At 62.0% G+C, this 23,893-nt stretch carries 22 protein-coding genes and 1 tRNA gene; 13 read left to right on the top strand and 10 right to left on the bottom strand.

Annotated elements, in window-relative coordinates; genetic code table 11:
* The first annotated feature begins 131 nt into the window (after positions 1–131).
* From ACILSE_RS19000 to ACILSE_RS18985, 4 genes are all read left to right on the top strand, one after another.
* Complete coding sequence (locus tag ACILSE_RS19000) at positions 132–533, top strand: serine/threonine protein phosphatase (RefSeq protein WP_395719010.1); 402 nt, start codon at positions 132–134, stop codon at positions 531–533.
* Positions 530–1,348 (top strand): PP2C family protein-serine/threonine phosphatase, encoded by an 819-nt coding sequence (locus ACILSE_RS18995; protein ID WP_395719009.1) that lies wholly within the window; start codon positions 530–532, stop codon positions 1,346–1,348. Before ACILSE_RS19000 ends, ACILSE_RS18995 begins: the two co-directional genes overlap by 4 nt.
* An 85-nt stretch (positions 1,349–1,433) precedes the next feature.
* A complete protein-coding gene (locus ACILSE_RS18990; protein ID WP_395719008.1) occupies positions 1,434–1,853 on the top strand; it encodes a CBS domain-containing protein in 420 nt (139 codons plus the stop codon).
* Between the two features lie 72 nt (positions 1,854–1,925).
* Positions 1,926–4,541 carry a tetratricopeptide repeat protein gene (locus tag ACILSE_RS18985; protein WP_395719007.1) on the top strand — a complete coding sequence of 872 codons (2,616 nt, stop codon included), beginning with the start codon at positions 1,926–1,928 and terminating at the stop codon, positions 4,539–4,541.
* On the opposite strand, the gene ACILSE_RS18980 is transcribed toward ACILSE_RS18985, so the two are convergent.
* On the bottom strand, positions 4,538–5,917 hold the full coding sequence (locus ACILSE_RS18980) for a DUF1501 domain-containing protein (protein WP_395719006.1): 1,380 nt from the start codon (positions 5,915–5,917) through the stop codon (positions 4,538–4,540). The two genes, ACILSE_RS18985 and ACILSE_RS18980, sit on opposite strands and share 4 nt — an antisense overlap.
* Before the next feature lie 3 nt (positions 5,918–5,920).
* A complete protein-coding gene (locus ACILSE_RS18975; protein ID WP_395719005.1) occupies positions 5,921–7,930 on the bottom strand; it encodes a DUF1549 and DUF1553 domain-containing protein in 2,010 nt (669 codons plus the stop codon).
* A gap of 344 nt (positions 7,931–8,274) precedes the next feature.
* On the opposite strand from ACILSE_RS18975, the gene ACILSE_RS18970 reads away from it, so the two are divergent.
* The 6 genes from ACILSE_RS18970 (at position 8,275) to ACILSE_RS18945 (ending at position 12,477) form a co-directional block, all read left to right on the top strand.
* Positions 8,275–9,024, top strand: a complete 750-nt coding sequence (locus ACILSE_RS18970; protein WP_395719004.1) for a YebC/PmpR family DNA-binding transcriptional regulator — start codon at positions 8,275–8,277, stop codon at positions 9,022–9,024.
* A 20-nt stretch (positions 9,025–9,044) separates the two neighbouring features.
* On the top strand, positions 9,045–10,721 hold the full coding sequence (rho, locus tag ACILSE_RS18965) for a transcription termination factor Rho (protein ID WP_395719003.1): 1,677 nt from the start codon (positions 9,045–9,047) through the stop codon (positions 10,719–10,721).
* 48 nt (positions 10,722–10,769) lie between these two features.
* Positions 10,770–11,345 carry a DUF4112 domain-containing protein gene (locus ACILSE_RS18960; protein WP_395719002.1) on the top strand — a complete coding sequence of 192 codons (576 nt, stop codon included), beginning with the start codon at positions 10,770–10,772 and terminating at the stop codon, positions 11,343–11,345.
* Positions 11,346–11,368: 23 nt separating this feature from the next.
* The gene (bcp, locus tag ACILSE_RS18955) at positions 11,369–11,839 is read left to right on the top strand and encodes a thioredoxin-dependent thiol peroxidase (protein WP_395719001.1); all 471 of its coding nucleotides are present in this window, start codon (positions 11,369–11,371) and stop codon (positions 11,837–11,839) included.
* Positions 11,840–11,968: 129 nt separating this feature from the next.
* Positions 11,969–12,044, top strand: a tRNA-Ala gene (locus ACILSE_RS18950).
* Positions 12,045–12,063: 19 nt separating this feature from the next.
* Complete coding sequence (locus tag ACILSE_RS18945) at positions 12,064–12,477, top strand: hypothetical protein (protein WP_395719000.1); 414 nt, start codon at positions 12,064–12,066, stop codon at positions 12,475–12,477.
* A 36-nt stretch (positions 12,478–12,513) separates the two neighbouring features.
* Here ACILSE_RS18945 and ACILSE_RS18940 read toward each other — a convergent pair whose 3' ends face one another.
* Genes ACILSE_RS18940 through ACILSE_RS18925 form a run of 4 tightly spaced genes read right to left on the bottom strand, consistent with a single transcriptional unit; the run spans position 12,514 to position 17,031 of the window.
* On the bottom strand, positions 12,514–12,939 hold the full coding sequence (locus ACILSE_RS18940; protein WP_395718999.1) for an ExbD/TolR family protein: 426 nt from the start codon (positions 12,937–12,939) through the stop codon (positions 12,514–12,516).
* Positions 12,940–12,957: 18 nt separating this feature from the next.
* Positions 12,958–13,680 carry a MotA/TolQ/ExbB proton channel family protein gene (locus ACILSE_RS18935; RefSeq protein WP_395718998.1) on the bottom strand — a complete coding sequence of 241 codons (723 nt, stop codon included), beginning with the start codon at positions 13,678–13,680 and terminating at the stop codon, positions 12,958–12,960.
* Positions 13,664–14,917, bottom strand: coding sequence for a hypothetical protein (locus ACILSE_RS18930; RefSeq protein WP_395718997.1), 1,254 nt, complete (start codon positions 14,915–14,917; stop codon positions 13,664–13,666). Before ACILSE_RS18930 ends, ACILSE_RS18935 begins: the two co-directional genes overlap by 17 nt.
* A gap of 53 nt (positions 14,918–14,970) precedes the next feature.
* Positions 14,971–17,031 (bottom strand): sodium-translocating pyrophosphatase, encoded by a 2,061-nt coding sequence (locus ACILSE_RS18925; protein ID WP_395718996.1) that lies wholly within the window; start codon positions 17,029–17,031, stop codon positions 14,971–14,973.
* A 252-nt stretch (positions 17,032–17,283) separates the two neighbouring features.
* On the opposite strand from ACILSE_RS18925, the gene ACILSE_RS18920 reads away from it, so the two are divergent.
* Positions 17,284–18,588 (top strand): M20 family metallopeptidase, encoded by a 1,305-nt coding sequence (locus tag ACILSE_RS18920; protein WP_395718995.1) that lies wholly within the window; start codon positions 17,284–17,286, stop codon positions 18,586–18,588.
* Positions 18,589–18,737: 149 nt separating this feature from the next.
* Here ACILSE_RS18920 and ACILSE_RS18915 read toward each other — a convergent pair whose 3' ends face one another.
* The 3 genes from ACILSE_RS18915 to ACILSE_RS18905 all read right to left on the bottom strand — a co-directional run bounded on the left by ACILSE_RS18915 (position 18,738) and on the right by ACILSE_RS18905 (position 20,307).
* Positions 18,738–18,986, bottom strand: a complete 249-nt coding sequence (locus ACILSE_RS18915; RefSeq protein WP_395718994.1) for a hypothetical protein — start codon at positions 18,984–18,986, stop codon at positions 18,738–18,740.
* A gap of 155 nt (positions 18,987–19,141) precedes the next feature.
* On the bottom strand, positions 19,142–19,384 hold the full coding sequence (locus ACILSE_RS18910) for a hypothetical protein (protein ID WP_395718993.1): 243 nt from the start codon (positions 19,382–19,384) through the stop codon (positions 19,142–19,144).
* Between the two features lie 485 nt (positions 19,385–19,869).
* Positions 19,870–20,307: a hypothetical protein gene (locus ACILSE_RS18905; RefSeq protein WP_395718992.1), complete on the bottom strand. Its 438-nt coding sequence runs from the start codon at positions 20,305–20,307 to the stop codon at positions 19,870–19,872.
* 325 nt (positions 20,308–20,632) lie between these two features.
* On the opposite strand from ACILSE_RS18905, the gene ACILSE_RS18900 reads away from it, so the two are divergent.
* The gene (locus ACILSE_RS18900) at positions 20,633–20,992 is read left to right on the top strand and encodes a hypothetical protein (RefSeq protein WP_395718991.1); all 360 of its coding nucleotides are present in this window, start codon (positions 20,633–20,635) and stop codon (positions 20,990–20,992) included.
* Positions 20,993–21,140: 148 nt separating this feature from the next.
* Positions 21,141–21,713 carry a hypothetical protein gene (locus tag ACILSE_RS18895; RefSeq protein WP_395718990.1) on the top strand — a complete coding sequence of 191 codons (573 nt, stop codon included), beginning with the start codon at positions 21,141–21,143 and terminating at the stop codon, positions 21,711–21,713.
* A 410-nt stretch (positions 21,714–22,123) separates the two neighbouring features.
* On the opposite strand, the gene polX is transcribed toward ACILSE_RS18895, so the two are convergent.
* Positions 22,124–23,869, bottom strand: a complete 1,746-nt coding sequence (polX, locus tag ACILSE_RS18890; protein WP_395718989.1) for a DNA polymerase/3'-5' exonuclease PolX — start codon at positions 23,867–23,869, stop codon at positions 22,124–22,126.
* Between the last annotated feature and the right edge of the window lie 24 nt (positions 23,870–23,893).

Genomic DNA, 23,893 nt, shown 5'->3' with positions numbered 1-23,893 from the left:
GGCTGAGAACCGGAAGGCTTCAACCATGGGCGCGCGCATCTAGAGCATGGCGCGTGCCAGAAGCGAGATGAATTTTTGCCTGCTTGCGACTTCGAGAGCCCTGCCGGAAGGATGCCACCTCCATTTTTTTCATGCACGAAGCCAAAAACACCCAGCGCGCTCTCGTCCGGATCGGCTACGACGGCCGCGTGCACAAGTATTTCCGCGGCCCGGACGCCGCCGCGCGCTTCGCCAACGAAGTCCGGGTGCTGCGAAAGCTGGAGGAGCGCGGCTGCGACTATGTGCCCCGGATCCTGGAGGCCCATGAGGACCAGCTTTATTTGGTGACCACAAACTGCGGCTCCCGTGTCGAACGCATCAGCGAAAGCCGTGTAAAGGAGATCTTCTCCGAGCTGGAGCGCAACTTCGGCGTCCGCCACGACGATCCTTTCGACCGCAACGTCACCTACCGCGCCAGCGACGGCCGTTTCTGCCTGATCGACTTCGAATTCGCGACCGTGCTCGACACGCCAGCCCAAAACGCTTCTGCATGAGCGATCCCAACCCGCCCCAACCACCCAACCACCTCCGCTGGTCCGGCATGACCCATCCGGGCCGCGTTCGCGCGAACAACGAGGACACCTTCCTCGCGCTGAATTTCGACGCCCGCGAGGTGCGCTACCTCGGCAAGATCGGCGAGTCCACGCACGACAGCGGTGACTTCGTCTTCGCGGTCAGCGACGGCATGGGCGGGGCGAAGTCGGGCGAATTCGCCAGCAAAATCGCCACGGAAAAGATCACCAAGCTGCTGCCGCAGAGTTTTAAACAGTCCGCGCAGCAAATCTCCGCCGGCCAGGGAGACGTGCTCGTGGAGCTCTTTCACCGCATACACGAGGAGCTCAGCCGCCTCGGCCGCTACTACGACGAGTGCCGCGGCATGGGAGCGACGCTGAGCCTCGGCTGGTTCATGCCTGGCTGCATGCACTTCGCTCATGTCGGTGACAGCCGCATCTACTGGTTGCCGAAAGACGGCAGGCTGCGGCAGATCACCGAAGACCACTCGCATGTCGGCTGGCTCCGCCGCCAGGGAAAGCTCAACGAGCGCGAGGCGCGCAACCATCCGCGCAAAAGCATCCTCAGCCAGGTGGTGGGCGCCGGCCACCAGCATCTTGACCCACAGGTCGGCTCGGTGCGTTGTGAAAGCGGCGACCGCTTTCTTTTCTGCACGGACGGCGTCATCGACGGCATCTGGGACCACGCCTTGGAAGACATGCTCGCGGCCGGAAGCGACGCCAGAGCCTTTGTCGAGCACGCAGTCAGCGAATCCGGCCGTGACAATGCGAGCGCGGTCGTGGTCGAAGTGCTTTAATCAGTGACAACATCCGGCCACGCATGCGCAAGCGCCGCAGAGCAACTGTTGCGGCCCTCGGCATGGTTTCATCACCAACCCAACCATGAAACGCAACGATCCCATCTCCCATCTCATGACCCGCAACGTGATCACCGTTCATCACGGCGATCCGATCTCCAAAGTCCGCGCCCTCGTCCGCGAGCACGGCGTGCATCACATCCCGGTGGTGAATGGTGACCAGATCATCGGCATCATCACCTGGAGCGACATCCTGCGCGTGAGCTTTGGCGACGCCTTCAACACCGACGAGCGCACCGTTGATGCCACACTCGACCACACGTTGTCCTTGGAGCAGGTGATGAAAAAAGACCCAGTGACGCTGTCCGAAACTGGCACCGTGCGCGAAGCTGCCGAAATCCTCGCGAAAAGCGACTTCCACTCCCTCCCCATCGTCAATGGAGGAAAGCTCGTCGGCATGGTCACCTCCACCGACCTTATCCGCTACCTGCTGGATCAATTTTAAGCATCAAGTCAGCCGCCAGGTCAGGCATTCTTCTTTGCCGTGCGCCGATTGATGAGATAGGCTGCTGTCCGCATGCCCAGGCCAAGCTGTTTCACACTCATAGCGACTTTTCTTTCCCTTCCCGCCGCCCTCCTCGCCGCAGGACTGGATGAAGCGCCCGAGTTTGTCTCCGCAAGGCAGGCGCTGGCCGACGGGTTGCCCGGGGTCGCAGGCGTGAAGGCCGAGCGCATGCTCAAAAGCAAGGACTGGTCCCGCGTCGAGACGCGGCAGCTCGCCACCTTCGCGGCGGAGGCTTGGACACGGGCCGAGGACGGCGCCCGCGTGCTGGCTCTCGCCGACGCGCATGACCTTGATGACGAAACTTTCTGGCGCGGCCAGGCCCTCTTCCTGATGGGGAATCTTGCCGAAGCCCGCAAAGCTTTGACCGAGGCCGACTCAGCACCTCAACATCCCCGTTCACGCCTCCTGCTGGCGCAAATCCTGGCCGCGCTCGGCGACTATGCCGATGCGCGCGCCGAGCTTGCCCCTCTTCTCGCCTCCTCCGATGCATCATTGACCGCGCATGCACGGTTGCTGGAAAGCGAGATCGAAATCAACGAGGGCAAAACACCTGATCCTTCGTCCGTGGCCGTCACGGACGCCACCGGCCAATACCTGCGCGCACGCGCCCTGCTGAAAGGCGGCCAGGCAGCGGCAGCCGAAACCACTTTGCGAAAAGTACTCGATTCCGCCAGCGGCGGCGAGCGCATCCACCACGCCGCCATTCTTCTTCAAGCCGAGATTCTCCTTGAGCAGAGGCAGCCGACGAAGGCGCGCGACCACTTGTTGAAGTTTCTCGATTCCACTGCGGAGAGCCCGCTGTGGACGGAAGCATTTGACCTGCTCGACCGCTCGCATCATGCGCTCCCGGAGCCGCGCACGCTGCCCGAGGCCGTGCTGCGCTGGCTTTCCTCCGGCAACGCAGCCCAGCAGCAGCCGGATCCACCGCCAGCTCTGGCCCGTGCAGGCGACGAGTTTCGCGGACACGCCGTTTTCCTCACCGCGCGCTGGCTTGCCGCCTCAAAGCGGGACGACGAGGCCGTCAGCCTTCTTGAGGCGCTGATTCAAACTCATCCCGGACATCCGCGCTTGCGCGATGCCATGCGCATGGCCATGGAGATTCACGCGAACCATCGCAACGACACGCGCGTGCTCGCACTGGCCGATGACTGGCGCGCGCGGTTCGGAGCTTCCTCCGCGCCGGTCGATTTCGCCGCCGGCAGCATCCTCTTCCGCCGTGGTGAGCACCGGCAGGCGCTGCGACTGTTTCAAAACGCGGCCAATCTCGCCACCACGCTCACCGAACGCCGCCGGGCGCTGTTCAACACGGCCGTCAGCGCCGTGCTCGCCGGTGATTTCACACTTTACCAAAGCTTGCTCGGCCAGTTGGAAGTCCTGACATCCGCGACCGCCGGCGGCAAGACCGGCAGCGACGCCGCCGCCACGCTGGAACTCGAAAAGGCCCTCTTTCTCGCCGCCGGACGCAAAGCCGACGCGGAGGCTGCGCTGCGCGCCTTCATCCGCTCTCATCCCGATCATCCCCGCTTCGCTGACGCCTGCGTTGCCTTGGCCGAGTGGATGCTGCTGTCCGTCCCGCCACGCGTTCAAGACGCGCAGACCACGCTCGAGACCGCTGCTGCCGCAGACACTATCACCCAGTCTCAACGTGAACACATCGACCACACGCGGCTGTGGTTGCGGGAGGCGTCCGGCGATTTGAAGGCGCTCGTCACCGATGGCACCGCCTTCATCAAGGCGTGGCCGAAAAGCAAGCTGCTGCCGGAGGTCCGCTTGAAGATCGCCGGCGCGCACTACCGGCTGGAGGACTTCGCGAACGCGCGCACGGAGTTTGAGATCATCGCCCGCGAATATCCAGACACGCCCCACGCGGAGACCGCCCTCTACTTCGCCGCCATGTCCGCCTCCTCCGTCATGAGCGCGGAAGGGCATGCACGCGCCCGCGCCATCTGGGATGATCTTGCTCTGAAAAACGGCCCGCTCGCGGTCGCTTCGCGCAGGCAGCAGGCGCTCTCCGAACGTCTGCTTGGCAATCACGCCGCCGCGCTGGCGGCCTTGGACAAGGTGCTTGCCATGAAATCTCTCGACACAGAACAGCGCCGCATGACGATCTGTGAAAAAGCCGAGGTGCTGCTACTGCTCGGCAAAACAGAACCGGCGCGCCTCGACGCGGCCGCCGATCTGCTCGATGAATTCCTCACCACGCCCGCGCTGCCCTTTTTGTGGAAGGCCCGCGCCGGATTTACCCTCGCCTCCGTGCATCACGACGCGAAACGCGACACCGAGGCGCTTGAAGCCTGCTACAATGTCCTCCGCGCCGCCGACATGACACCACCCGCTAGTCCGGCGGACTATCTATGGTTTGCCAAGGCGGGCTTCTTCGGTGTCGATCTGCTCGAAGCGGCACGCCAGTGGGAGCCTGCAGCTCGCTTGGCAGAACAAATCTCCCAACGCCCGGGTGATCGCGCCGTCGAGGCCCGGGAGCGCGCCACCAAGATCCGCCTTGAGCATTTCCTCTGGGATGGTCCGGCTCCGAAGCCGCCAAAGGTGATGACACTCGACGAAAAAATCGAGCCCAAGCCTCCCGAGCCCGTCAAAGCCGTGCCCAAGGCCAAAAAAGGCTCGCGTTAAGCGATGATGCCGCGCTTCACCTCGCCATAAACGTCGGTGAGGCGGAAATCGCGGCCGGCATAACGGAACGTGAGCTTCTCGTGATCGAGTCCGAGCAAGTGCAGCATCGTCGCATGCAGATCGTGCAGATGCACCTTGTTCTCCACCGCGGTCGCCCCCGTTTCATCCGTGCTGCCGAACTTGATGCCCGGTTTCACACCGCCACCTGCCAGCCACATGGTGAAACCCACATTGTTGTGATCGCGTCCGTTGTTCTTGTTCAACAGCGGCGGACGGCCAAACTCGCCGCCCCACAACACGAGCGTGTCTTCCAGGAGCCCGCGTTGTTTCAAATCGGTCAGCAGCGCGCCCACCGGCTGGTCGGTTTCCAGCGCATGCTCGGGATGACCTTTGAAAATGTCCGTGTGATCATCCCAAAACGAATGATTCACCTGCACAAAACGCACACCCGCCTCGCAAAACCGCCGCGCCATCAAACACGCGCGTCCGATTTGATCCGTCGGCTTCCCGTCGCCGATGCCATACATCCCCTGCGTCGCCGGACTCTCCTTCGTGACATCCATCACGTCCGGCATTTCGCGCTGCATGTTGAAGGCGAGCTCCGCTGACGTGATCAGGCCTTCCAGCGCCTCGTTCGAGCCATCGGCGGCCAGTTTTTGACGATTGAGTGTCTGCACGAGATCAAGCTGCCGTCGCTGTTCTTCCGCATTCAGCCACGCATTCTTCATGAACGGCAGTTCAATGCCCTTCAGCGGCTTCGGTGGCGCTGTGGCGCTGCCGCCACCGCCGTGCCCGATCGGCGTTCCCGCACATGCGGCGGGCAGAAACGCGCAACCGTGCTTCAACGGCCCTCCGCCGCTGAATTCGGGATTGATCGTGATGAAACCGGGCAGGTTTTGATTCTCTGTGCCCAGGCCATGCACGCACCACGCTCCCACGCTTGGCCGCGTGAAGGCAAAACTGCCCGTGTTCATCTGCAAAATGGCCTGCGGATGCGCATTGTGGTCCGTGTGCATCGAATTGATCACGCACAGGTCATCCGCATGCCGCGCGATGTTCGGCAGCAGGTCGGAAACGAGCATCCCGCTCTGACCACGCGGCCTGAACTGCCACGGCGACTGATAATACACGGTGGGGCTGCCTTCCTTCACCGCCTTGCCATGCTGCTTCGTCAGCGCCGGCTTGAAATCAAACGTGTCCACCTGCGACGGCCCGCCCTGCATGAACAAAAAGATCACGCGCTTCGCCCGCGCCGGAAAATGCGTGCGTTTCGTGACCAGCGGACTCTCCGCTCCAAACAGCCCGCGCAGCGCCAGCATGCCAAACCCCGCGCTCGATGCGCTGAGCAGGTGGCGGCGGCTGAATGGTGTGTTCATGGGTCAATCAACGGTTTGAAACTCCCCGCTTTGCATCAGCGCGTGGCAAAGCTGCGCCCAGTCACCTTTGACGCGCAAAAACTCACGCATCGAAGTCAGTTCGCCCGGCCGCGGCGCACGACAGAACGCCATCTTCCAGGCACAGGCCAGTTTTTCGTCATCGGTGGTGCCGGTGAGTCGCTTCGCAAAGTTCTCTGCCTGTCGCATGACGAGATCGCTGTTCATGAGCAGCAGCGACTGCGCGGGCGTGATGCTGGCTGAGCGCGCGCCGATGACCTGGCCGGGATCGGCGGCGTTGAAGCATTGCATCATCGGCATCTGCGCTCCGCGGACGATGGGCAGGTAGAGGCTGCGATGCGACGTGTCGTCTTCCAGATCAGCCAGGAAGTGCTTCCGGCCCACCTCGCGGCCCTGCGGCGTGATGTTCTTTGCTTTGTCGGCGATGGGCGAGCCTTCACGCGGCGTGCGGTTCAAAGTGCCACCGAGTTCGAGAATCGCATCGCGAAGCGGCTCGGCTTCGAGGCGCTTCTTGTTCGCACGCCAGAGCAGGGAGTTGTCACCTTCTCCACGCGAACTGAGTTGATAGGTGTGCGACAGCACCAGTTCACGAATCAGCGTCTTGATCGACCAGCCATTTTTCACAAAGCGTGCCGCCAGATCGTCGAGCAGCTCGGGATGAGTCGGCTTCATGCCCATGCGGCCGAAATCATCGGGCGTTTCGACCAGTCCACGGCCAAACACATGCTGCCACACGCGATTCACGATCACGCGGGCAGTGAGTGGATTCTGCGGGCTTGCGATCCAGTCGGCGAGTTGCCGACGACCGCTCTCTTTCGGTCCGATCGCGGCCAGTTTGACCGGAATGGCCGACAAAACGCCGCGTTTCACCGGTGCAAGCGGCTTTTTGATTTCCCCCTTGTCAAACACGGGGCAGTCGATGGGCGTTTCAGCATCGCGCACGGACATGCCGAGCACCGGCGGCACAGGCGCGGACTTTTGCTTTTCCGCGAGCTTTGCCTTCCATGTCTCGACTTCTTTGTCGAGCGACGCAAGCACGCCCATCTTCTCCGCCGCGACCTCCTTTGGCATCTTCGCCATTTCGTCGCGCATGCTGTTCCGCTTCTTCGCCACCTCGACGTAGTCCTTGGTCATGTCGGCAAGGTCTTTCTCGTGCTGCTTCACGGCCGCGAGGCGTTTCGGGCCGTCGCTGCCGAGCGCCATTGCCTCGGCCTCTTTCGTCACGTTGTTGGTCTGCACGCCGGAGAGATTCTGCGTGCTGCGGAATATGCCGGCCAGCGCGTGATAGTCGGCGGTCGGAATGGGATCGAACTTGTGATCGTGGCAGCGCGCGCAATTCGCGCTCAGGGCCAGAAACGCGTGGCAGGTCGCGTCGATCTGGTCATCGGCCACATTCATGTCGTAAAGCATCGCATCCTGCTCCCCGAGCGATTTGGTGCCGACATTGAGGAAGCCGGTGGCGAGAAGCTGGTCATCACGCCGAGTTGGATCAGCGGCGGGTTTGATCAAATCGCCCGCGATCTGCTCGCGAATGAATTCATCGAAGGGCGTGTCGCGGTTGAAGGCGCGCACGACATAGTTCCGGTAACGCCACGCCAGCACATAGGCCATGTTGCGCGTGTTGCCGCTCGTCTCGGCGTAGCGCGCCACATCCAGCCAGTGCCGCCCCCAACGAGCGCCAAACTCCGGCGAGGCCAGCAATTGATCCACCACGACTGGAAACTTGGCCATCGTGAAGCCTTCGATCACATCCAGCGGCGGCGGCAGGCCAATGAGATCGAAATACACGCGGCGCAGCAACGTCAGCGGCTCCGCGTCGGCATTCGGAGGCAGGTTCACCTTTTCCAAGCGGGCGAGAATGAAATGGTCCACGCGCGAACGCGGCCAGCCCTGCTGTTTGACCTGTGGCAGCGGCTGAATGGTGAAGGGGCGTAGCGACCAAAGTGGTTCCGATGGCTCGGCAGCTCCCGCCATGCAGACGGACAGGCAAAGCAAGGCGGTTGGACGCGCAATCACGCTCCGAATACGGCTTGGCGTGCTGATTCTTGAGTTCTTGAATGAAAAACCTCTTGCCAGAAGGCCCTGCCTCCCGCACACTTCTCGCCGTTCCAGGTTCTCTCAATCTGGTGAACACTTGGTGATGTTCCCGGCAGGACTGCCGATGTTTCCCCAGCCTCCGCGCTGATGAAACGCGACCCCGCACCCGTTGCGAGGCCGACATTCCTCCCGAACACACCGCGGCGATGCCGCTTCCCCCACATTTTCCCAACACCCCACGCACGAACGGCCGCCGTCATGGCAGCGCCGCAAGCTGCCTCCCACCTGACATCGTTCCCATCATGGCTGGCCACAATAAATGGTCCAAGATCAAGCGCGGCAAGGCCATCACGGATGCCAAACGCGGCAACGTCTTCTCCAAACTCGCGAAGGAAATCACCTTGGCTGCCAAAGCCGGCGGCGGCAGCCCCGACATGAACGCCCGCCTGCGCAGCGCCATCAACGCCGCCAAGGCCGCCAACGTACCGAACGAAAACATCGACCGCGCCATCAAGAAAGGCACCGGCGAGCTGGCCGGGGCCGCGCTGGAGGAGATCACCTATGAGGCTTACGCGCCTGGTGGCGTCGCCATGATGATCGAAATCGTCACCGACAACCGCAACCGCTCCGCCAACGACCTGCGCACGCTGCTTTCCAAAAACAACGGCACCTTCGCCGACGCAGGAAGCGTGGCCTACATGTTCCAGCGGCGCGGCGAGATCCGCCTCGATAAAAGCGCCGCCACCGAGGACCAGCTCATGGAACTGGCCCTCGACGCCGGGGCCGATGACATCGTGGACGAGGGTGATGAGTGGGTGGTTTACACACCCACCGACAAGCTCTTCCATGTCGCGGGCGTGCTGCGTGACAAGGGTGTCGCGTCCCGCAGTCAGAAACTGATCTACCAGCCGCAGACCACCGTCACCATCAGCGACGTGGACACCGCGAAGTCTCTGATCCGCCTCTACGACCTCCTCGACGACTACGACGACTCGCAAAACATCCACGCCAATTTTGAAATCGACGACTCGATCGCCGACCAGCTCGACTAACCCACTTTCCATCACGTTTTATGTCCGAAGAACTCATCGCCGAGGTCGAAGAAACCAAGCCCAAGCGCAAAGCACCGGCCAAGAAGGCCGCCGCCAAAAAAACCGCCGCAAAAAAGCCTGCGGCGAAAACAGCGCGCAAGACGGCGAAAAAGAAAGCCGCGGAAGCTACCGAATTGGAAATGCCTTTGGCTGTTGCCACCGAGACGGCGACACCTGCCCCGGCCGAGCCTGTTGCAACCGCGGTCGAAGCTCCGGCTCCCGCTCCTGAAGCCGTCGAGCCAGCACCTGCGGCACCGGTTGAAAACAACGACAATGTTGAAAAGGAAGAAGGTGATGAAGCTGCCGATGCCGCAGGCGGCGCTCCCGGCGATAACAACATCCCGCGCTACATGATCATGGGCGAAAACGGCCAGTTGCGCCCGATGACCTCCAAAGAACGCCGCAAGGCCAAGTTTGAGCGCTGGAAGCAGCGCCGCGCCGAGCGGCGCAACGGCGGTGGTGGAGGTGAACGCCAGATGCCAGTCCAAGGCAGCGAACCGCAGGCCGGAAACGGCCAGGACCGCGAGATCGAGCCGGAAAAGCCCCTCGGGCCGCCGGAACCGGCCAACGGCATCCTGGAAATGTCGCCGAAAGGCTACGGCTTCCTGCGCCGCCGCGAACTCTCCTTCGCGCAGAACCCGCTGGATGCATTCATCGCGCCCGAGTTCATCCGCAAATACTGCCTGCGCGAGGGCATGCAAATCGTCGGCGTGCAATGCAAGGGCCATCGCGGTCCGCAGGTCACCGAGGTCACCGAGGTAAACGGCCGTGCGCCTGAGGCCATGCGCGACACACCGCTGTTCGAGGAACTGAAAGCTGTGAACCCGAACAAGCGCTACCAGCTTGAGACCGTCAAAGACCGCCTCACCACCCGCGTCATCGACATGCTCACCCCCGTGGGCCGCGGCCAGCGCGGTTTGATCGTCGCCCCGCCGCGCGCGGGCAAGACCACGATGCTCCAGCACATCGCCGAGGCGGTGACGGAGAATCATCCCGGCGTGCATCTCATGATTTTGCTCGTCGATGAGCGCCCGGAGGAGGTCACCGAGTTCAAGCGCATCCTGCCGCGCGCCGAAATCTTCGCCAGCAACAACGACCAGGACGTGAAGAGCCACACGCGCATCGCCGCGTTCGCCATCGAGCGCGCAAAGCGCCTCGTGGAGTGCGGCGAGCACGTCTTCATCCTCATGGACTCCATCACGCGCATGGCGCGTGCCTTCAACAGCACGCACAAAAGCGGCGGCTACACCAGCGGCGGCATCGGCGCCGGCGCGCTGGAGATTCCGCGCCGCCTCTTCGCCGCCGCGCGGAACACGCGCACCGCCGGCTCGCTCACCATCCTCGGCACCGCGCTGGTCGAGACCGGCAGCAAGGCGGACGACCTGATCTTCCAGGAGTTCAAGGGCACCGGCAACATGGAGCTCGTGCTCGACCGCCGCATCGCCGAGCAGTTTGTCTTCCCCGCCGTGAACATCTTCAAATCCGGCACGCGCCGCGAGGAACTGCTGCTGCAGACCTTCCAGCTCGACAAAATCCACATGCTGCGCCGCGGTCTCGCCGGCCACAAGCCCATCGAGGCCATCCAGCGGGTCATCTCCTTGCTGGAGCGCTACCCGAACAACGCGCAGATGCTCGTCGATCTGCCCAGCAAGTCCTAGGGGCTGGACTCTCGATCCTAGAATCTCGATTCCAGCATCCAGCCCGCCATGCCTCTTCCCGATCCAGAACTGAAGGTGGACGAGGTGCTGCCGCCGCAGGTCAATCCCATCGCGGCAAAACTCGCCGCGAGCAAAGATCCCGCGGATCGGGCCACGGCGCGCATTCTCGCCAAGTATCTGGACGAACTGCTCAGCATCCCCGGCACAAATTTCAAAATCGGCCTCGACCCCATCCTCGCGCTCATTCCCGGCGTTGGCGACACCGTGGCCTCCGGCGCGGGTGTCATCATCCTGCTCGACGCGCTGCGCAGCGGTGTCTCGATTCCGGTTTTTCTGCGCATGGCCCTGAACATGGGCATCAATTTCCTCATCGGCCTCGTCCCCGGCCTCGGCGCCGCGGGTTCCGCCTTCTTCAAGTCCAACAGCCGCAATCTGGCCCTGCTGACCACCTGGCAGGCGGGGCACAAGGACAAGGTGAAGCGCAGCACCCTGCGATTTTACGGCGGCCTCGCCATCCTGCTCGCGATGATCGTTCTGCTCATCGTCATCGGCTGGCTGTTTTACGCGTGGATCTTTTACAGCCTGCTGCGGAGTGCCGCGGGTGCTCTGGGCATCCAAGCCTGATGAGGCGGCGTAATGCTCGAATCATGAGCAAACCCGCCCTTCATTCCCCCGCACCCGACTTCACAGCGCCGGTCATCGGCGGCGACCACGCAGCCGGAGACACGATCACACTGAGCGCGCTCAAAGGAAAACCGGTGGTGATCTACTTTTATCCGAAGGACGACACACCGGGCTGCACAAAGCAGGCCTGTGGTTTGAGGGACGGCTGGAAAAAGATCGCGAAGGAGGCGCATGTCTTCGGGGTGAGCACCGATTCGATCAAGAGCCACGCCAAGTTCATCCAGAAACACGAACTCCCCTTCCCGCTCATCGCCGACGAGGACAAGACCATCGTGAATGCCTACGGCGTGTGGGTGGAGAAAAGCATGTATGGCAAAACTTACATGGGCACGGAGCGCAGCACCTTCATCATCGGCAAGGATGGCCGGATCGCCGCGATCCTGGAGAAAGTGAAGCCGGAAGAGCATCTGGACGCGGTGCTTGCGGCGCTCTGAATCCCCTCGGCGCGAAACACGACCGCCGACAAAGAAGACAAATCAGCTTGCCGGACTTCATGGCCGCCACATAATTCGGCGTGATTCAGCGCGTGATGGAAACGTTCCGCCGCTGGTTCTGACAACCATGGGGGTATAGCTCAGTTGGTAGAGCGTCTCGTTCGCAATGAGAAGGTCAGGGGTTCGAATCCCCTTACCTCCACCACTTTAAACAACCTGATCCAATGAAGCGATTCCTGCTCAGCGCCGCGGCCACCTGTCTGATGGTTTCATGTTCCACCAAGGATCTCACACGTTGCCCGCCGGGGACTCTGGGAATCATTGTGGCCGAGGAAACTGAATGCACCCACAAGGACGGCAAATTCACCCTTCCCGCCGGGCATTATCAACCGGAGGCCATGTCGGCCAAGGGCATCTACTACGTGGCTCCTGTGCGATTGAAGACCACCGGCATCATCCGGGACGGCCATGAGCGCGGCGGCCTTTTCATCGCCAACGAAGGCTGGCAATGGGCCTGGATCGGCCACCCTGGCTTTGAGGCGGATCAGAGCGCGACCACTTTTCTCGGCAAAAACGGCATCATCATGCCAACGCATTTCAAGTTCGAGCCCTATGTGAAATACAAGAAGGCGAAGTGACCGCCTTCGAAGTAAGCAGAGCGGGGCGTTTCTCCTTCAAGATCCCCCGGCACGCTGGATGCGGGCAGGAACATCATTGATGCTGTAACCAGCCTCCCGCAACGAGTCCCACACCTTCACGAGCACGCCGAGCGCGGCGGTGGTGTCGGCTTGAAGCTCGAGTTTCATGCCGGGCTTCGCATTCTTGAGCGAGGTGATGGCAATGGCGAGCTTGTCCAGTTCGACGGGCTGGCCGTCGAGAAAGATTTTCTGCTCCTTCGTGATGCTGATGGCGACGCGTGACTCGGGCGCCTGAGTGGCGCCGCCGAGGGACTTCGACTCCGGCAGGGTGATCTTTACCTGCGTCTTCTCCTTTTTGAAGGTGGTGGTGGCGACAAAGAAGATCAGCAGGATGACCATGATGTCGATGAGCGACACGATGGGGATCGTGGGCACCGGTCGGCGGCGGGGGCGCAGGTTCATGACAGTGGCGCGTAAAGATCAGGCGGCGGGCCGCTGCACCTCGAAGTGCTGGTAAAAATGCTGGATCGTCTCCTGCATGATGGACTCCACCTTCACCGCGAGCGCGTCCACGCGGCGCGTGAAGTAGGTGTGCGCCAGCACCGAGGGCACGGCGACAAAGAGACCCGCGATGGTGCAGCGCAGCGCCACACCGATCTCATGCGCGATCGCACCGGTGTCAGGGCTACCATCGCCACCGGCACCGAACGCGGAGAACATGCCGACGAGTCCAGCGGTGGTGCCTAGCAGGCCGAGCAGCGGGGCCACACTGACCATCACCTCCAGCAATGGGATGCCGCGCTCCAGATTATGAATTTCCTCACGTGCCTTGATCTCGCAGGCGGCATGGCATTCCTGCTTGCTGGTGAAGGCGCCGCTGATCGCCATGGCACCGAGGCGTGAGAGCATGGAGCCGTCTTTTTCCAAAAACTCCTGCAGCGGACGAATGTCCCCCTTCACCGCGTAGTTCGGGATGGAGCGGAGCTGGCTGATCACGCTATTCGGCATGATGACGTGCTCGCGGAGCTGCAGCCACGCCAGGATCGAGGCGGTGATCGCCGAAATCGAGCAAACCACGATCAGCGCCATCACGAAGCCGCCCGTGGCGAGGAATTCATAGACAAGCTGGATACCGGAAGGCGCGGTCTTTTCCGCGGCGGCGAGCAAAGGCGTGGCGAGGAGGAGGTCAGTAAATGAGGACATTGTATTCAACTTTGAGGCGCTCCTGATCGTTCATCGGGAGCAAAGGGAGCACGTCGGCCGGGATGGGCGGGATCTCCGCGTCGCGGATCGCCTGGAGCGTGAAGTTCGTCAGGATGGGATTGGACTCCTTGTCGTTCACCACCTTCAAATCCTCGACCTTGCCCTTCTTGTTGACGTAAAACACGATCTCCAGGCTGCCGTAGGTGACGCCGTCGCGGCGCAGCAGCCGGTAGATGTGCCACTTCTTTTCCACCTGGCCCGTCACCTGGCGGATGTAGCGCCCTTTCGGCGACTCCTCGGCATCGACCGCGGCCTGAGTGCCGTGATTGGAGATCATGCCTTTCGTCTGGGTGGTGCGGGTGAAGGGAGTGAAGGCGTTCGGATCCTGGTTCGGCGTGGTGCGTGTGATTGGCTCATTCTCCATGACCGGCAGCGCTTTGGGAATCGGCTGCTGCGGCGACTCGGGGGGCGTCTGGGCGATCTCGCGGGCCTGCGGCGTCTTCATCTCCGGCTTCTGCGGCATTGGCGGAGTGTCCGGTGTGGCCTCGGCACGTTTGACCTCGATGGTGAGGCGGTTTTTTTCGATGCTTGCGAGCGCCTTGTCCGCCTCCTCCATCATTTTCGTGAGCGGGGTCGATTCCGGCAAGGCTTTGGCGACATTTTGCGGCGGAACCACCGGCTGGGGTGGCGGCGCGGCATCCTTCGGCTTCATGATGGAAGGAGGAGACGGCGGCGTCTGGGGCTGCGGCTGGAGCATGGCCAGATTCGCGGCGGCCTTCGGTGTTTTCGGCCGGGCGTCGTCCTTCAGCTCGCCATCGCGATGATCCCGGTCCGCAAGCTCTCGCGTGGGGATTTTCAGGCCGTCCATCGTCGGCAGTGGCTGGGTTGCATCTGGGAACGCGGCCTTAACCGTGGCGGCCTTCGTGTTGCGGTCGGCGATGAACGGCGCGTTTTTCGGCGCGCTGTCCGCGGTCTCGTTCTGAGAGGTGCGGATGTAGATTTCCTTTTTCGGCGGCGGAGGGGGCACGGGGGGCTTCACTTCCGGCTCGGGGATGATCTGCTCCGGCAGCACGAACTCGATCTCCTTCTCCTTCGGTGCCGCCGTGGCCTGCTGCCACAGCTTGCGCGCCGCATCGCCGGCAAACATCCACGCCAGCATCAAAAACAACAACGCGTGCAGCACCAGCGAGCCGGTGATGGCGATGCGGAGGTTTTTGTCGGCAGCGGAGGCGGTCATGGGGACGGCTGCATAGTGCCTTCCCGCTTTCTGGAATCAAACACTGATTCCCGTCACTTCGCGGCGGCCTTGAACATGATCGGGATGATCAGGATGGCGAGGATGTTCACCACCTTGATCATCGGGTTCACGGCGGGACCGGCGGTGTCCTTGTAAGGATCACCCACGGTGTCGCCGGTGACGGCGGCCTGGTGGGCGAAGCTGCCTTTGCCACCATGATTGCCTTCCTCGATGTATTTCTTCGCATTGTCCCAGGCACCACCGGCGCTGGTCATCGCGATGCCGACGAACAAGCCGGTCACAATCGTGCCGATGAGCACGCCGCCGAGAGCCTCCATGCCGACATAGGCCATGCCGATCACGAAAATGAGCGGCAGCAGCGCGGGAAGGATCATCTGCTTCAAGGCGGCGCTCGTCACAATGCCCACGCACTGCGCGTAGTCGGGAATGTCCGTGCCATTGAGAATGCCCGGCTTCGCGGCGATCTGGCGGCGCACTTCCAGCACCACCGCGCCAGCGGCGCTGCCCACCGCGCTCATGCAGTAGGCGGTGAAGATGAACGGCAGCAGGCCGCCGATGAACATGCCGATGACGACCTTGTGATTCATGAGGTCGAAGGCGACCTTGTGGCCGACAAAGGCCTGCAAGTCCTCGACGTAGCTGCCGAAGAGCACCATCGCGGCCAGGCCGGCGCTGGCGATGGCGTAGCCTTTGGTCACGGCCTTCATCGTGTTGCCCACGGCGTCGAGCTCGTCGGTGATCTGGCGCACCTCCTCGGGCAGACCGGACATGACGGCGATGCCGCCCGCGTTGTCAGTGATCGGGCCGAACGCGTCGAGCGAGATGATGATGCCGGAGAGCGAGAGCATCGAAACGACCGCGATGGCGATGCCATACAGGCCCGCGAGGTCGTAGCAGCCCCAGATCGAAGCCGCGATGGCCAGCACCGGCAGCAGCGTGGCGTGGTGGCCGATGCTGATGCCCGCGATGATGTTCGTGGCATGACCGGTTTCCGAAGCCTTGGCGATCAGACGCACCGGCTTGTGATGGGTGCTGGTGTAGTAATTTGTGATCCAGACCACGAGCAAGGTCATCAGCAGACCCACGGCCGCGCAGTAGAAAAGGCTGCTGCTGGCGATGTCCACGCCGCCGATCTTCACCGAAGCGCCGAAGATCGAGTTCGTGGCCCACCAGAAGAGAGCCGCCGCGATGACGCCGGAAACCGCCACGCCGCACACGAGCGCATTCGTCGGCTTCTGCTTCACGAAGTTCACCCAGCCGATGCCGATGAGCGACGCGATGATGGAAAGACCGCAGAGCACAAAGGGATAAATCACCGCCGCGTCGGTTCCCAAGGTCAGATGGCCCACAAGAACGCCGCCGATCAAGCTCACCGCGTAGGTTTCAAACACATCCGCCGCCATGCCGGCGCAGTCGCCCACATTGTCACCCACGTTGTCGGCAATGGTCGCCGGATTGCGCGGGTCATCCTCGTTGAGGTTCTGCTCGTTCTTGCCGACGAGGTCCGCGCCCACGTCCGCCGCCTTCGTGTAAATGCCGCCGCCCAGACGGGCAAAGACGCTGATGAGCGAGCTGCCCAGCGCCAGACCGACAAGCGAGTCGATCGCATGCTTCGCGTGGTCCGTGCTGCCTTTGACCACCAGGTAGAAAACGCCCACGGAAAGCAGGCCGAGCGCCACGACGAGCAGTCCGGTGACCGCGCCGCCGTTGAAGGCCACTTTCAGAGCCCCATGGCTGCTTTTCGACGCCGCCTGCGCCGTGCGCACGTTCGCACGCACCGCGATCATCATGCCGATGTAACCAGCAGCGAGGGAGCAAACCGCGCCGACCACAAAGCCCGCCGCCGTCACACCATCCCGCAGATACCAGATCGCCGCGAAGATCAGCACCGCGATGGAGCTCACGGCCATGATCTGCTTGTTCAAATAGGCCTTGGCACCCTGCTGGATCGCGCCCGCGATGGCCTGCATCTTCTCATTGCCCGCGTCCGCGCTGACGATCTTGCGGATCAGGATCAGGGCAAACACCAGGCCCACGACAGCAAGGGCGATGGAGAGTGCGATTCCGTTGGTTAGCAGGAAGGAAGGAGGCATGTGTGGTTGAGTTGAGAGCGGGTGGTTGGTCCGGGGCGGATAAAGCCGCGAAGTCTAACGAGTCGAAAAACAGAGGCAAGAACTTGCTCCGCTTTTATGAGACGTCTCCCCTTGTCCGGAAAACGGGAAAACACGTCTTCCGGGCACGAGGACAGCCCAATACGCGTCTCCCCAGGCCCGAACTTGCGCAGGATTCGGATTTGCGTGCGTCCGGCAAAGGTTTCCCTTCCGCCACCGTTGCATCAGCCATCCATGAACCGACTTCTCCCGCTCCTCCTGGCCACGTCCGCCCTCGCCGCTGAAAATCGCGACGCTGTCTTCGAAAAGAGCATCGCGCAGATGTTTCCGAAGCTGGTGGAGATCCGGCGGGACATCCACGCGCATCCCGAACTGCCGAATGAGGAAGTGCGCACATCCAAACTCGTCGCCGACCGGCTGAAGGAACTCGGCTTCACCGACATCAAGACCGGCGTCGCGAAGCATGGCGTCGTCGCGCTGCTCAAAGGCGCGCACGACGGGCCCTGCGTCGCCGTGCGGGCGGACATGGACGCGCTGCCGATCAAGGAGCTGCGCAGCACGCCCTACCGCTCCCAGAATCCCGGCGTCATGCATGCCTGCGGGCACGATGTCCACACGACCTGCGCCCTGGGTGTCGCGGAACTTCTCTCCAAGCACCGCGATTTCGTCAAAGGCAGCGTGAAGTTCATCTTCCAGCCCGCCGAGGAGGCCATGCCCGCCACCTTCAAAGGCGACTGGGGCGCGAAGCTCATGGTGGCCGAGGGAGTGATGGAAAACCCGAAGCCCGCCGCCGTGTTCGGCCTTCACACCACGGCGCAGGTTATGCCCGCGGGCACCACGGATGACGGCGTTCATTACCTGAAGGCCGGGCAGATCGGCTACACCCCCGGCATCGACAACGCGAACAGCGACCGCTTCCACATCGTCATCAAAGGCAAGATGGCGCACGGCTCCGCGCCGCACAAAGGCGTGGACGCCATCGCCGTCGCCTCCGAGGCCGTGATGGCGTTGCAGATGATCAAAAGCCGCCAGACAAACACCCGCCAGCCGCTGGTGATCAGCATCGGCACCATCAAAGGCGGCGACCGCGAGAACATCATCGCCGAGCAGGTCGAGATGGGCGGCACCGTGCGCACCTACGACGCGAAGTTCCGCGACGGCATCATCGAGCAGATGCACCGCATCCTCAAAGGCATCACCGAGGCGCACGGAGCCTCCTACGAGATGGAATACCGCAAGACCTACCCGAGCATTCAAAATGACCTGAAGCTCATCGCGGCCACCCTGCCCGCCTTCAAACGCATCGTTGGCGAAAAGAACGTCATCGAACTCATCCCCGGCATGGGCGGCGAGGACTTCAGCTACTTCGCGCAAGTCGTCCCCGGCTTCTACTTCCGCCTCGGCGTCGCCAACGAGGAAAAAGGCTTCACCCACGGCGGCCACACGCCCCTGTATGACTGCGACGAGGACGCCCTCAAAACCGGCGTCGCCGCCATGGCCGCCGCCGTGTGCGATTTCCTCGATTCAGCGTCGAAATGATGCCCGTGAACGGCGGGCTCCGTCCCCGAATTCGGATGGGAGGTTTCAAGACAATCAGACAGAGGCAATGCCCCATTGCTGGCTGGCTTGGGGAAGTATCGAGAGGCGTTCTGTCAGCTACAGCCCCCTGCCCCTTTCCTGCCGCATCTTCATGTCATGGGCAGCAAAAAAGCACCGGGAATGCCGGCGTCGAGGGTTGCCAGCAACGCGTGATGGCGCTTGGCCAGTGCCAGCAGGTGGGCGTCCGTGGTGCGTGAGGCGGCCTTGCACCACGAAGGCCACTGCAAGGCGTCTTGATTGTCTGGAATAAACTGGTGCAGCTTGCCCAGCTTTTGCAGCATGCCTTTGAGCACCCTGCCAGCGAGCGCGGCTGTCACCTTGCCGTTGCTACGTTGCACGGAGACTCGCACAAAACCCAGCTGAGGGATCGCTGAGGTCAGCAAAACATCGGAGTTTGCCGCTTGGATGGCCGCGATCCAGGTTGCCGTGCGCTGGTGGTCCGCATGGTCACTCCAGCCCTAGGCGACGAGCACGTTGACATCCAGCAGGTAGTTCATGGAAAGTCAGCCAGCAGTTCGCGCACAGTTTGCGTCGTTAGGGCTGCCTGTCCCGCCACCGGGGCGAAGATTTCGGCCCCCGTAAGCCGGCAGCGACTCAGCCTGACTTTTCCGGCAACCGTCTCCCGCGGCAGCACCCGCTGCCGCAGCAGTTCGGAGAGCGATGTCTTGGCGGCACGCCCCTTCCGGCGGAGCACCTGTGCATCAGCGTCTGAAACCTTGAAGGTGAGAGTCGTCATGCGCCCATGTTGCTGCAAAAAATCATCCAGGCAAGCAACGCTCTCTCCCCGACACATCGTCCGTGCCCCGACGCAGCGCAGATTTCGAATGCGAACACGCAGGGATTCCTTCGGGGCCGGCAGCGCCGGCACCGGCGCGGAAGACAGCAGCGGTGTCGCCGCCATGGCCGCCGCCGTGTGCGATTTCCTCGATTCAGCGTCGAAGTGATGATCAAGCAGGGGCGCTCCCGTTGGATCCCAGTCGCGCTTTGAAAAAATCAGCCGGCATGCCGCAGCGGCTGATCTCAGGTCATTCGGCCAAAGGGCAATGTGCAACCCGGCTGGTTCGTTTCCGCACGAATTCGAGGGCGATCAAACGCCTGTTCTGTCAAGAATCGCCTCCGACCCTTTCCTGTTTTCTTCACCGAGGGACAGACACTTTGTTCGACAGATGCCATTCGAGCCTGCATCCGTTTTGTTCGCCTTGGTTGGTTCGCAGTGGTTGTTCATAGTGAATCAGGTGAACTAGCTGGAAAGTGCTCAACGGTAATCTCGGGATCGACACCGTTAATGTCGAGGAGCACGACAACATCGTCGCCATGAATGTAGTAGCTTACGACAGAGCTGTAAATCTCCTCAGCATAGGAAGAGTAATGCGGCCTCCGGTAGTTCACGTCTGATATCCATGCTGGCCAAGGAGTAGGTGTGGAATCGTCGGCGGTCAATTCAGCGTCAGTTGGGATGAATGGAGCGGCAAAGTGGATGGACTCGTCAACCGAGAGAACAGCCACAACACCCGTAGGAAAATGAATTCGCATCCTGAACTCACAGATGCCCTTATGCCACTGTTCCCATGTGATGGTAGCTGCGAGGCCATCTTGGCACACTCTCAATGCTGGGATGCATCGGAGTTCGGCATCAATGGGCTTCCAAGGGCGAAACATGGAGTGAAGGTGACGCTCTAGAAGTTGGGCGAACGTCCCAAGCTCAGCCTCTCCGGGCCGGTGACGTGGTCCGCGTCAGCGGAACAGAGAGCGGCAACCGGCGTTGGCTGCAGCGCATGGTTAGGCGTTGCGGCTGTTTTCATTGGGCGTTGCCGATGAGAATGACCTTCTGTGCCTCTTCGGGAAGGCGCTTCGGGCTAATTGGACGCTCCCAAGGAAGGTCGTCGTTGCGCCAGACGCAGTCAGTCCTGATGGCTGTTGAATCGAGTGGCACCTCGTCTCCGGAAAACGTAACGGAAACGGTCGTTCCGGATTTGGGTAGTTCGTGGATCTCAAGTCGGCGACGAAACGGAAGTTGGCTTCTGAGGTAGTGACCGGAAACGGCGATATATTTCCCGGCGTGGGTCTCGGCGAGGTAATCGGGGTCGTCCTCATTGCCTTGGTCGATGAGCGGCCAAACGCGCCGAATGTGAAACTCGCGAATCTGGCAAATGCCACCTCTCATGTCTTCATGCGCTTGGGCGAAGGGGTTCGAGGCACGAGTGTGTCCTGGCGCGACGCGCTGGATGAGGAGGAAAACGGGGCCGAAGAACAAGACCGGAATGCCTCGGCGAAACGCATCCTGCGGAGTTCGTTTCTCGGCGAGTATGGATACGGCAACAAAGAGCAGGAAAAGCGGGGCTGAGATGAATGCAGAGATACGAATAAAGTGCAAAAGCGGGTGTCTGACTTTTGGCGACCCGAACGTTCGCGACAAATCCTCATACTCCTCAGCGGTTAGTGGTCGAGTGCGCATACGCGAGCATCGCCTAACGTTGTTTATCCACACTTAATTGTGGGCGAATCAGATTCGCCCACAGTTTTTTGTGGTTTTTCAGGAGTGGCTTGGGTTAAAAGGAGCTTCATCAACAAAAACAAGGTTTTTTATGAATGCGCCGATGGAAGCGAAAAAGTCGCCTGAGGTCAAGCCTTGGGTGCGCCGGGTCGTCGAAGCATCGGGTGTCTTTATGCCCACCAACGCGGACGGGGAACGACGGCGGGTTAAAACTGAACAATCCTGCGGCACGGCAAAACACTTTCCCGGCACGGCAGCCCCCGTTTTCGGTGCGGCAGGCACGGTCCGGCCCCTTTGGCGGGTCAAACGGGAGGATTTGAGGGAAAAGGCTCATTCCCAAGCCGTTGCGTGCGAAGTTCCGGCGGAACCACGCGAAGTTCTGGAAGAATCATGCGCGGTTCCGGCAGAACCATGCGCGGTTCCGGAAGAATCACGCACAGTTCCGGAAGAACCATGCGTGGTTCCGGCGGAGGCACGCGCACTTCCGGAGGAATCATGCGCACTTCCGCCGGAAGTGTCCGAGCTTTTGACGCAACGTCTCGCCTGCGTGCCGATGGCACGCTTCATTTGAACAGCCGCCTGGGAAGTTCTGGTCGCTCCTGGGGGGCCTTCAGACGCCCCGGCTGTGTGTTTCGGGTGAATCATTGATTTCCAACCGATTGCGCCCGAGCCTTCGCCGCAACTGCGCGCGTTTGCGGAGCAAATGTCCGTGGTTGCGGCGCAACTGCCCGTGGTTGCGGCGCAACTGCCCGTGGTTGCGGAGCAAGTGCCCGTGGTTGCGGAGCAAGTGCGCGTGATTGCGGAGCAAGTGCCCGTGGTTGCGGAGCAAGTGCCCGTGGTTGCGGAGCAAGTGCGCGTGGTTGCGGAGCAAGTGCGCGTGGTTGCGGAGCAAATGCCCGAGGTTGCGGAGCAACTGACCAAGGCAGCCATCTGCAAGGGGCGGCCAAGGGCCGACGGGACCGGGTCCATCCCGCCCGTGGTTTAGCGTGCCCTCTTCGCCTGCAAAACCTTCTCCACCTCGGCCAGCGGGAGGCAGTTGATGATGTCCTTGCGGGTGAGCCAGCCTTTGCGGGCGGCTTTGATGCCGTAGATGACATCCTCCAGGCCGCGGGTGCTGTGGGCGTCAGGATTGATGCTGCATTTGACGCCTTTCTCCTTCGCCAGCTTCCACCAGCGCCAGTCCATGTCGAGACGCCAGGCGCTGGCGTTGAGCTCGATGATGGTGCCGGTCTCGGCGGCGGCCTCGATCACGGCGGCGACGTTGACCTGATAAGCAGGACGCTGGAGCAACAACCGGCCGGTGAGGTGGCCGAGCATGGTGACGTGCGGGTTTTCGATCGCCTTGATGATGCGTTTCGTCATCTCGGCCTCGGGCAGGTTGAAGACGTTGTGCACGGAGGCGACGACGTAGTCGAGCCGGGCCATGATCTCGTCGCTGAAGTCGAGGCTGCCGTCTTTGAGGATGTCCACCTCGCTGCCGGTGAAGATGCGGAAGCCTTCCTCCGCGTATTCCGCGTTCAGTTCCTGGATTTCCTCGATCTGCACGAGCAGGCGTTTCTCATCGAGGCCGTTGGCCTGGAAGGAGGCTTTGCTGTGGTCAGCGATGCCGAGGTATTGGAAGCCAAGATCGTGCGCGGCCTCGGCCATCTCGCGCAGCGTGCCGCCGCCGTCGCTGGCGGTGGTGTGGTTGTGGAAGACGCCACGCAGATTTTCGAGCTGCACGAGGCGCGGGAGCTTGCCATCCTCGGCGGCGTCGATCTCGCCGGTGTTCTCCCGCAGCTCGGGGTCGATGAAATCGAGATCAAGGGCGCGATACAGCTCCGCCTCGTCATGCACCGGCGGAATGACCGCCGCACCGGCATGTTCGGGCACCGGCGTGAGCGCATACTCGTTCAACGACCAGCCACGGGCCAGCGCCCGCTGGCGGATGGCGACGTTGTGCTCCTTGCTGCCGGTGAAGTACATGAGCGCGAAGGGAAACTCCTTGCTCGTGACGGCCCGCAGATCGCACTGAAGGCCGTGCGTCGCATGAATGCTGGCCTTGGTGGGCCCTTTGGCGATGACATCGACAACGACGGGCAGGTTGACGAAGAAATCGATGACCTTCTCCGGCTGCCGAGTCGAGACGAGGAAGTCGAGGTCATGCACGGTTTCCTTCCCGCGCCGGAAACTGCCGCAAATCTCCGCCTGCGAGACGTTCGGATGCTCCCGCAGCGCCTCCAGAATCTCCTGCACGAGGCCATGCACCTGATCCTGGCGGAACTCGGACGCGTGCTGCTCGCGGAAGGCGATGCTTTCGAGGATTTTCTCGACCGTTTTGGCCCCGAAGCCGGAAAGCTTCGCCGCCGTGCCGCTTTCGCAGGCGCGCTTGAGGTCGGCGATGGAGGAAACACCGAGCTCGGCATGCAGCGCGGCGATTTTTTTCGGCCCGAGGCCCGAAACGTCGAACAACTCGAAGATGGTGTCCGGGAACTCGGCCTTGAGCTTGTCGTAGAACTCCAGTTTCCCCGTGGTGGCCATCTCGTGGAGCTTGTCCCGCAGCGCCTCGCCGAGGCCCTTGATGCCGGCGAGCTGGTTTTCGGCGGCGAGCTGCATGATGTCGCCGCTGAAGCTTTCGACGATCTCGGCCCCGGTGCGGTAGGCGCGCACCTTGAAGGGATTCTCTCCCTGCATTTCGAGCAGGGTGGCGATGCGTTCAAAGATGGTGGCGGCGTCCTCTCGGGTCATGCGCGCATGATGGCGCGGGAACAC

Source organism: Prosthecobacter sp., from assembly GCF_044236155.1.
Taxonomy (GTDB): Bacteria; Verrucomicrobiota; Verrucomicrobiia; order Verrucomicrobiales; family Verrucomicrobiaceae; genus Prosthecobacter.
Note: the sequence above shows the minus strand (reverse complement) of the source record. Positions and strands in the feature narration are given on the sequence as shown.

Bases quoted from the DNA above. Each gene is read 5' to 3' on its own strand.
- ACILSE_RS19000 (WP_395719010.1), top strand. From the start codon at position 132: ATGCACGAAGCCAAAAACACCCAGCGCGCTCTCGTCCGGATCGGCTAC.
- polX (WP_395718989.1), bottom strand. From the start codon at position 23,869: ATGACCCGAGAGGACGCCGCCACCATCTTTGAACGCATCGCCACCCTG.
- ACILSE_RS18920 (WP_395718995.1), top strand. From the start codon at position 17,284: ATGAACCGACTTCTCCCGCTCCTCCTGGCCACGTCCGCCCTCGCCGCT.
- rho (WP_395719003.1), top strand. From the start codon at position 9,045: ATGTCCGAAGAACTCATCGCCGAGGTCGAAGAAACCAAGCCCAAGCGC.
- ACILSE_RS18985 (WP_395719007.1), top strand. From the start codon at position 1,926: ATGCCCAGGCCAAGCTGTTTCACACTCATAGCGACTTTTCTTTCCCTT.
- ACILSE_RS18970 (WP_395719004.1), top strand. From the start codon at position 8,275: ATGGCTGGCCACAATAAATGGTCCAAGATCAAGCGCGGCAAGGCCATC.
- ACILSE_RS18960 (WP_395719002.1), top strand. From the start codon at position 10,770: ATGCCTCTTCCCGATCCAGAACTGAAGGTGGACGAGGTGCTGCCGCCG.
- bcp (WP_395719001.1), top strand. From the start codon at position 11,369: ATGAGCAAACCCGCCCTTCATTCCCCCGCACCCGACTTCACAGCGCCG.
- ACILSE_RS18940 (WP_395718999.1), bottom strand. From the start codon at position 12,939: ATGAACCTGCGCCCCCGCCGCCGACCGGTGCCCACGATCCCCATCGTG.
- ACILSE_RS18980 (WP_395719006.1), bottom strand. From the start codon at position 5,917: ATGAACACACCATTCAGCCGCCGCCACCTGCTCAGCGCATCGAGCGCG.
- ACILSE_RS18995 (WP_395719009.1), top strand. From the start codon at position 530: ATGAGCGATCCCAACCCGCCCCAACCACCCAACCACCTCCGCTGGTCC.
- ACILSE_RS18910 (WP_395718993.1), bottom strand. From the start codon at position 19,384: ATGACGACTCTCACCTTCAAGGTTTCAGACGCTGATGCACAGGTGCTC.
- ACILSE_RS18905 (WP_395718992.1), bottom strand. From the start codon at position 20,307: ATGTTTCGCCCTTGGAAGCCCATTGATGCCGAACTCCGATGCATCCCA.
- ACILSE_RS18935 (WP_395718998.1), bottom strand. From the start codon at position 13,680: ATGTCCTCATTTACTGACCTCCTCCTCGCCACGCCTTTGCTCGCCGCC.
- ACILSE_RS18945 (WP_395719000.1), top strand. From the start codon at position 12,064: ATGAAGCGATTCCTGCTCAGCGCCGCGGCCACCTGTCTGATGGTTTCA.
- ACILSE_RS18930 (WP_395718997.1), bottom strand. From the start codon at position 14,917: ATGACCGCCTCCGCTGCCGACAAAAACCTCCGCATCGCCATCACCGGC.
- ACILSE_RS18990 (WP_395719008.1), top strand. From the start codon at position 1,434: ATGAAACGCAACGATCCCATCTCCCATCTCATGACCCGCAACGTGATC.
- ACILSE_RS18925 (WP_395718996.1), bottom strand. From the start codon at position 17,031: ATGCCTCCTTCCTTCCTGCTAACCAACGGAATCGCACTCTCCATCGCC.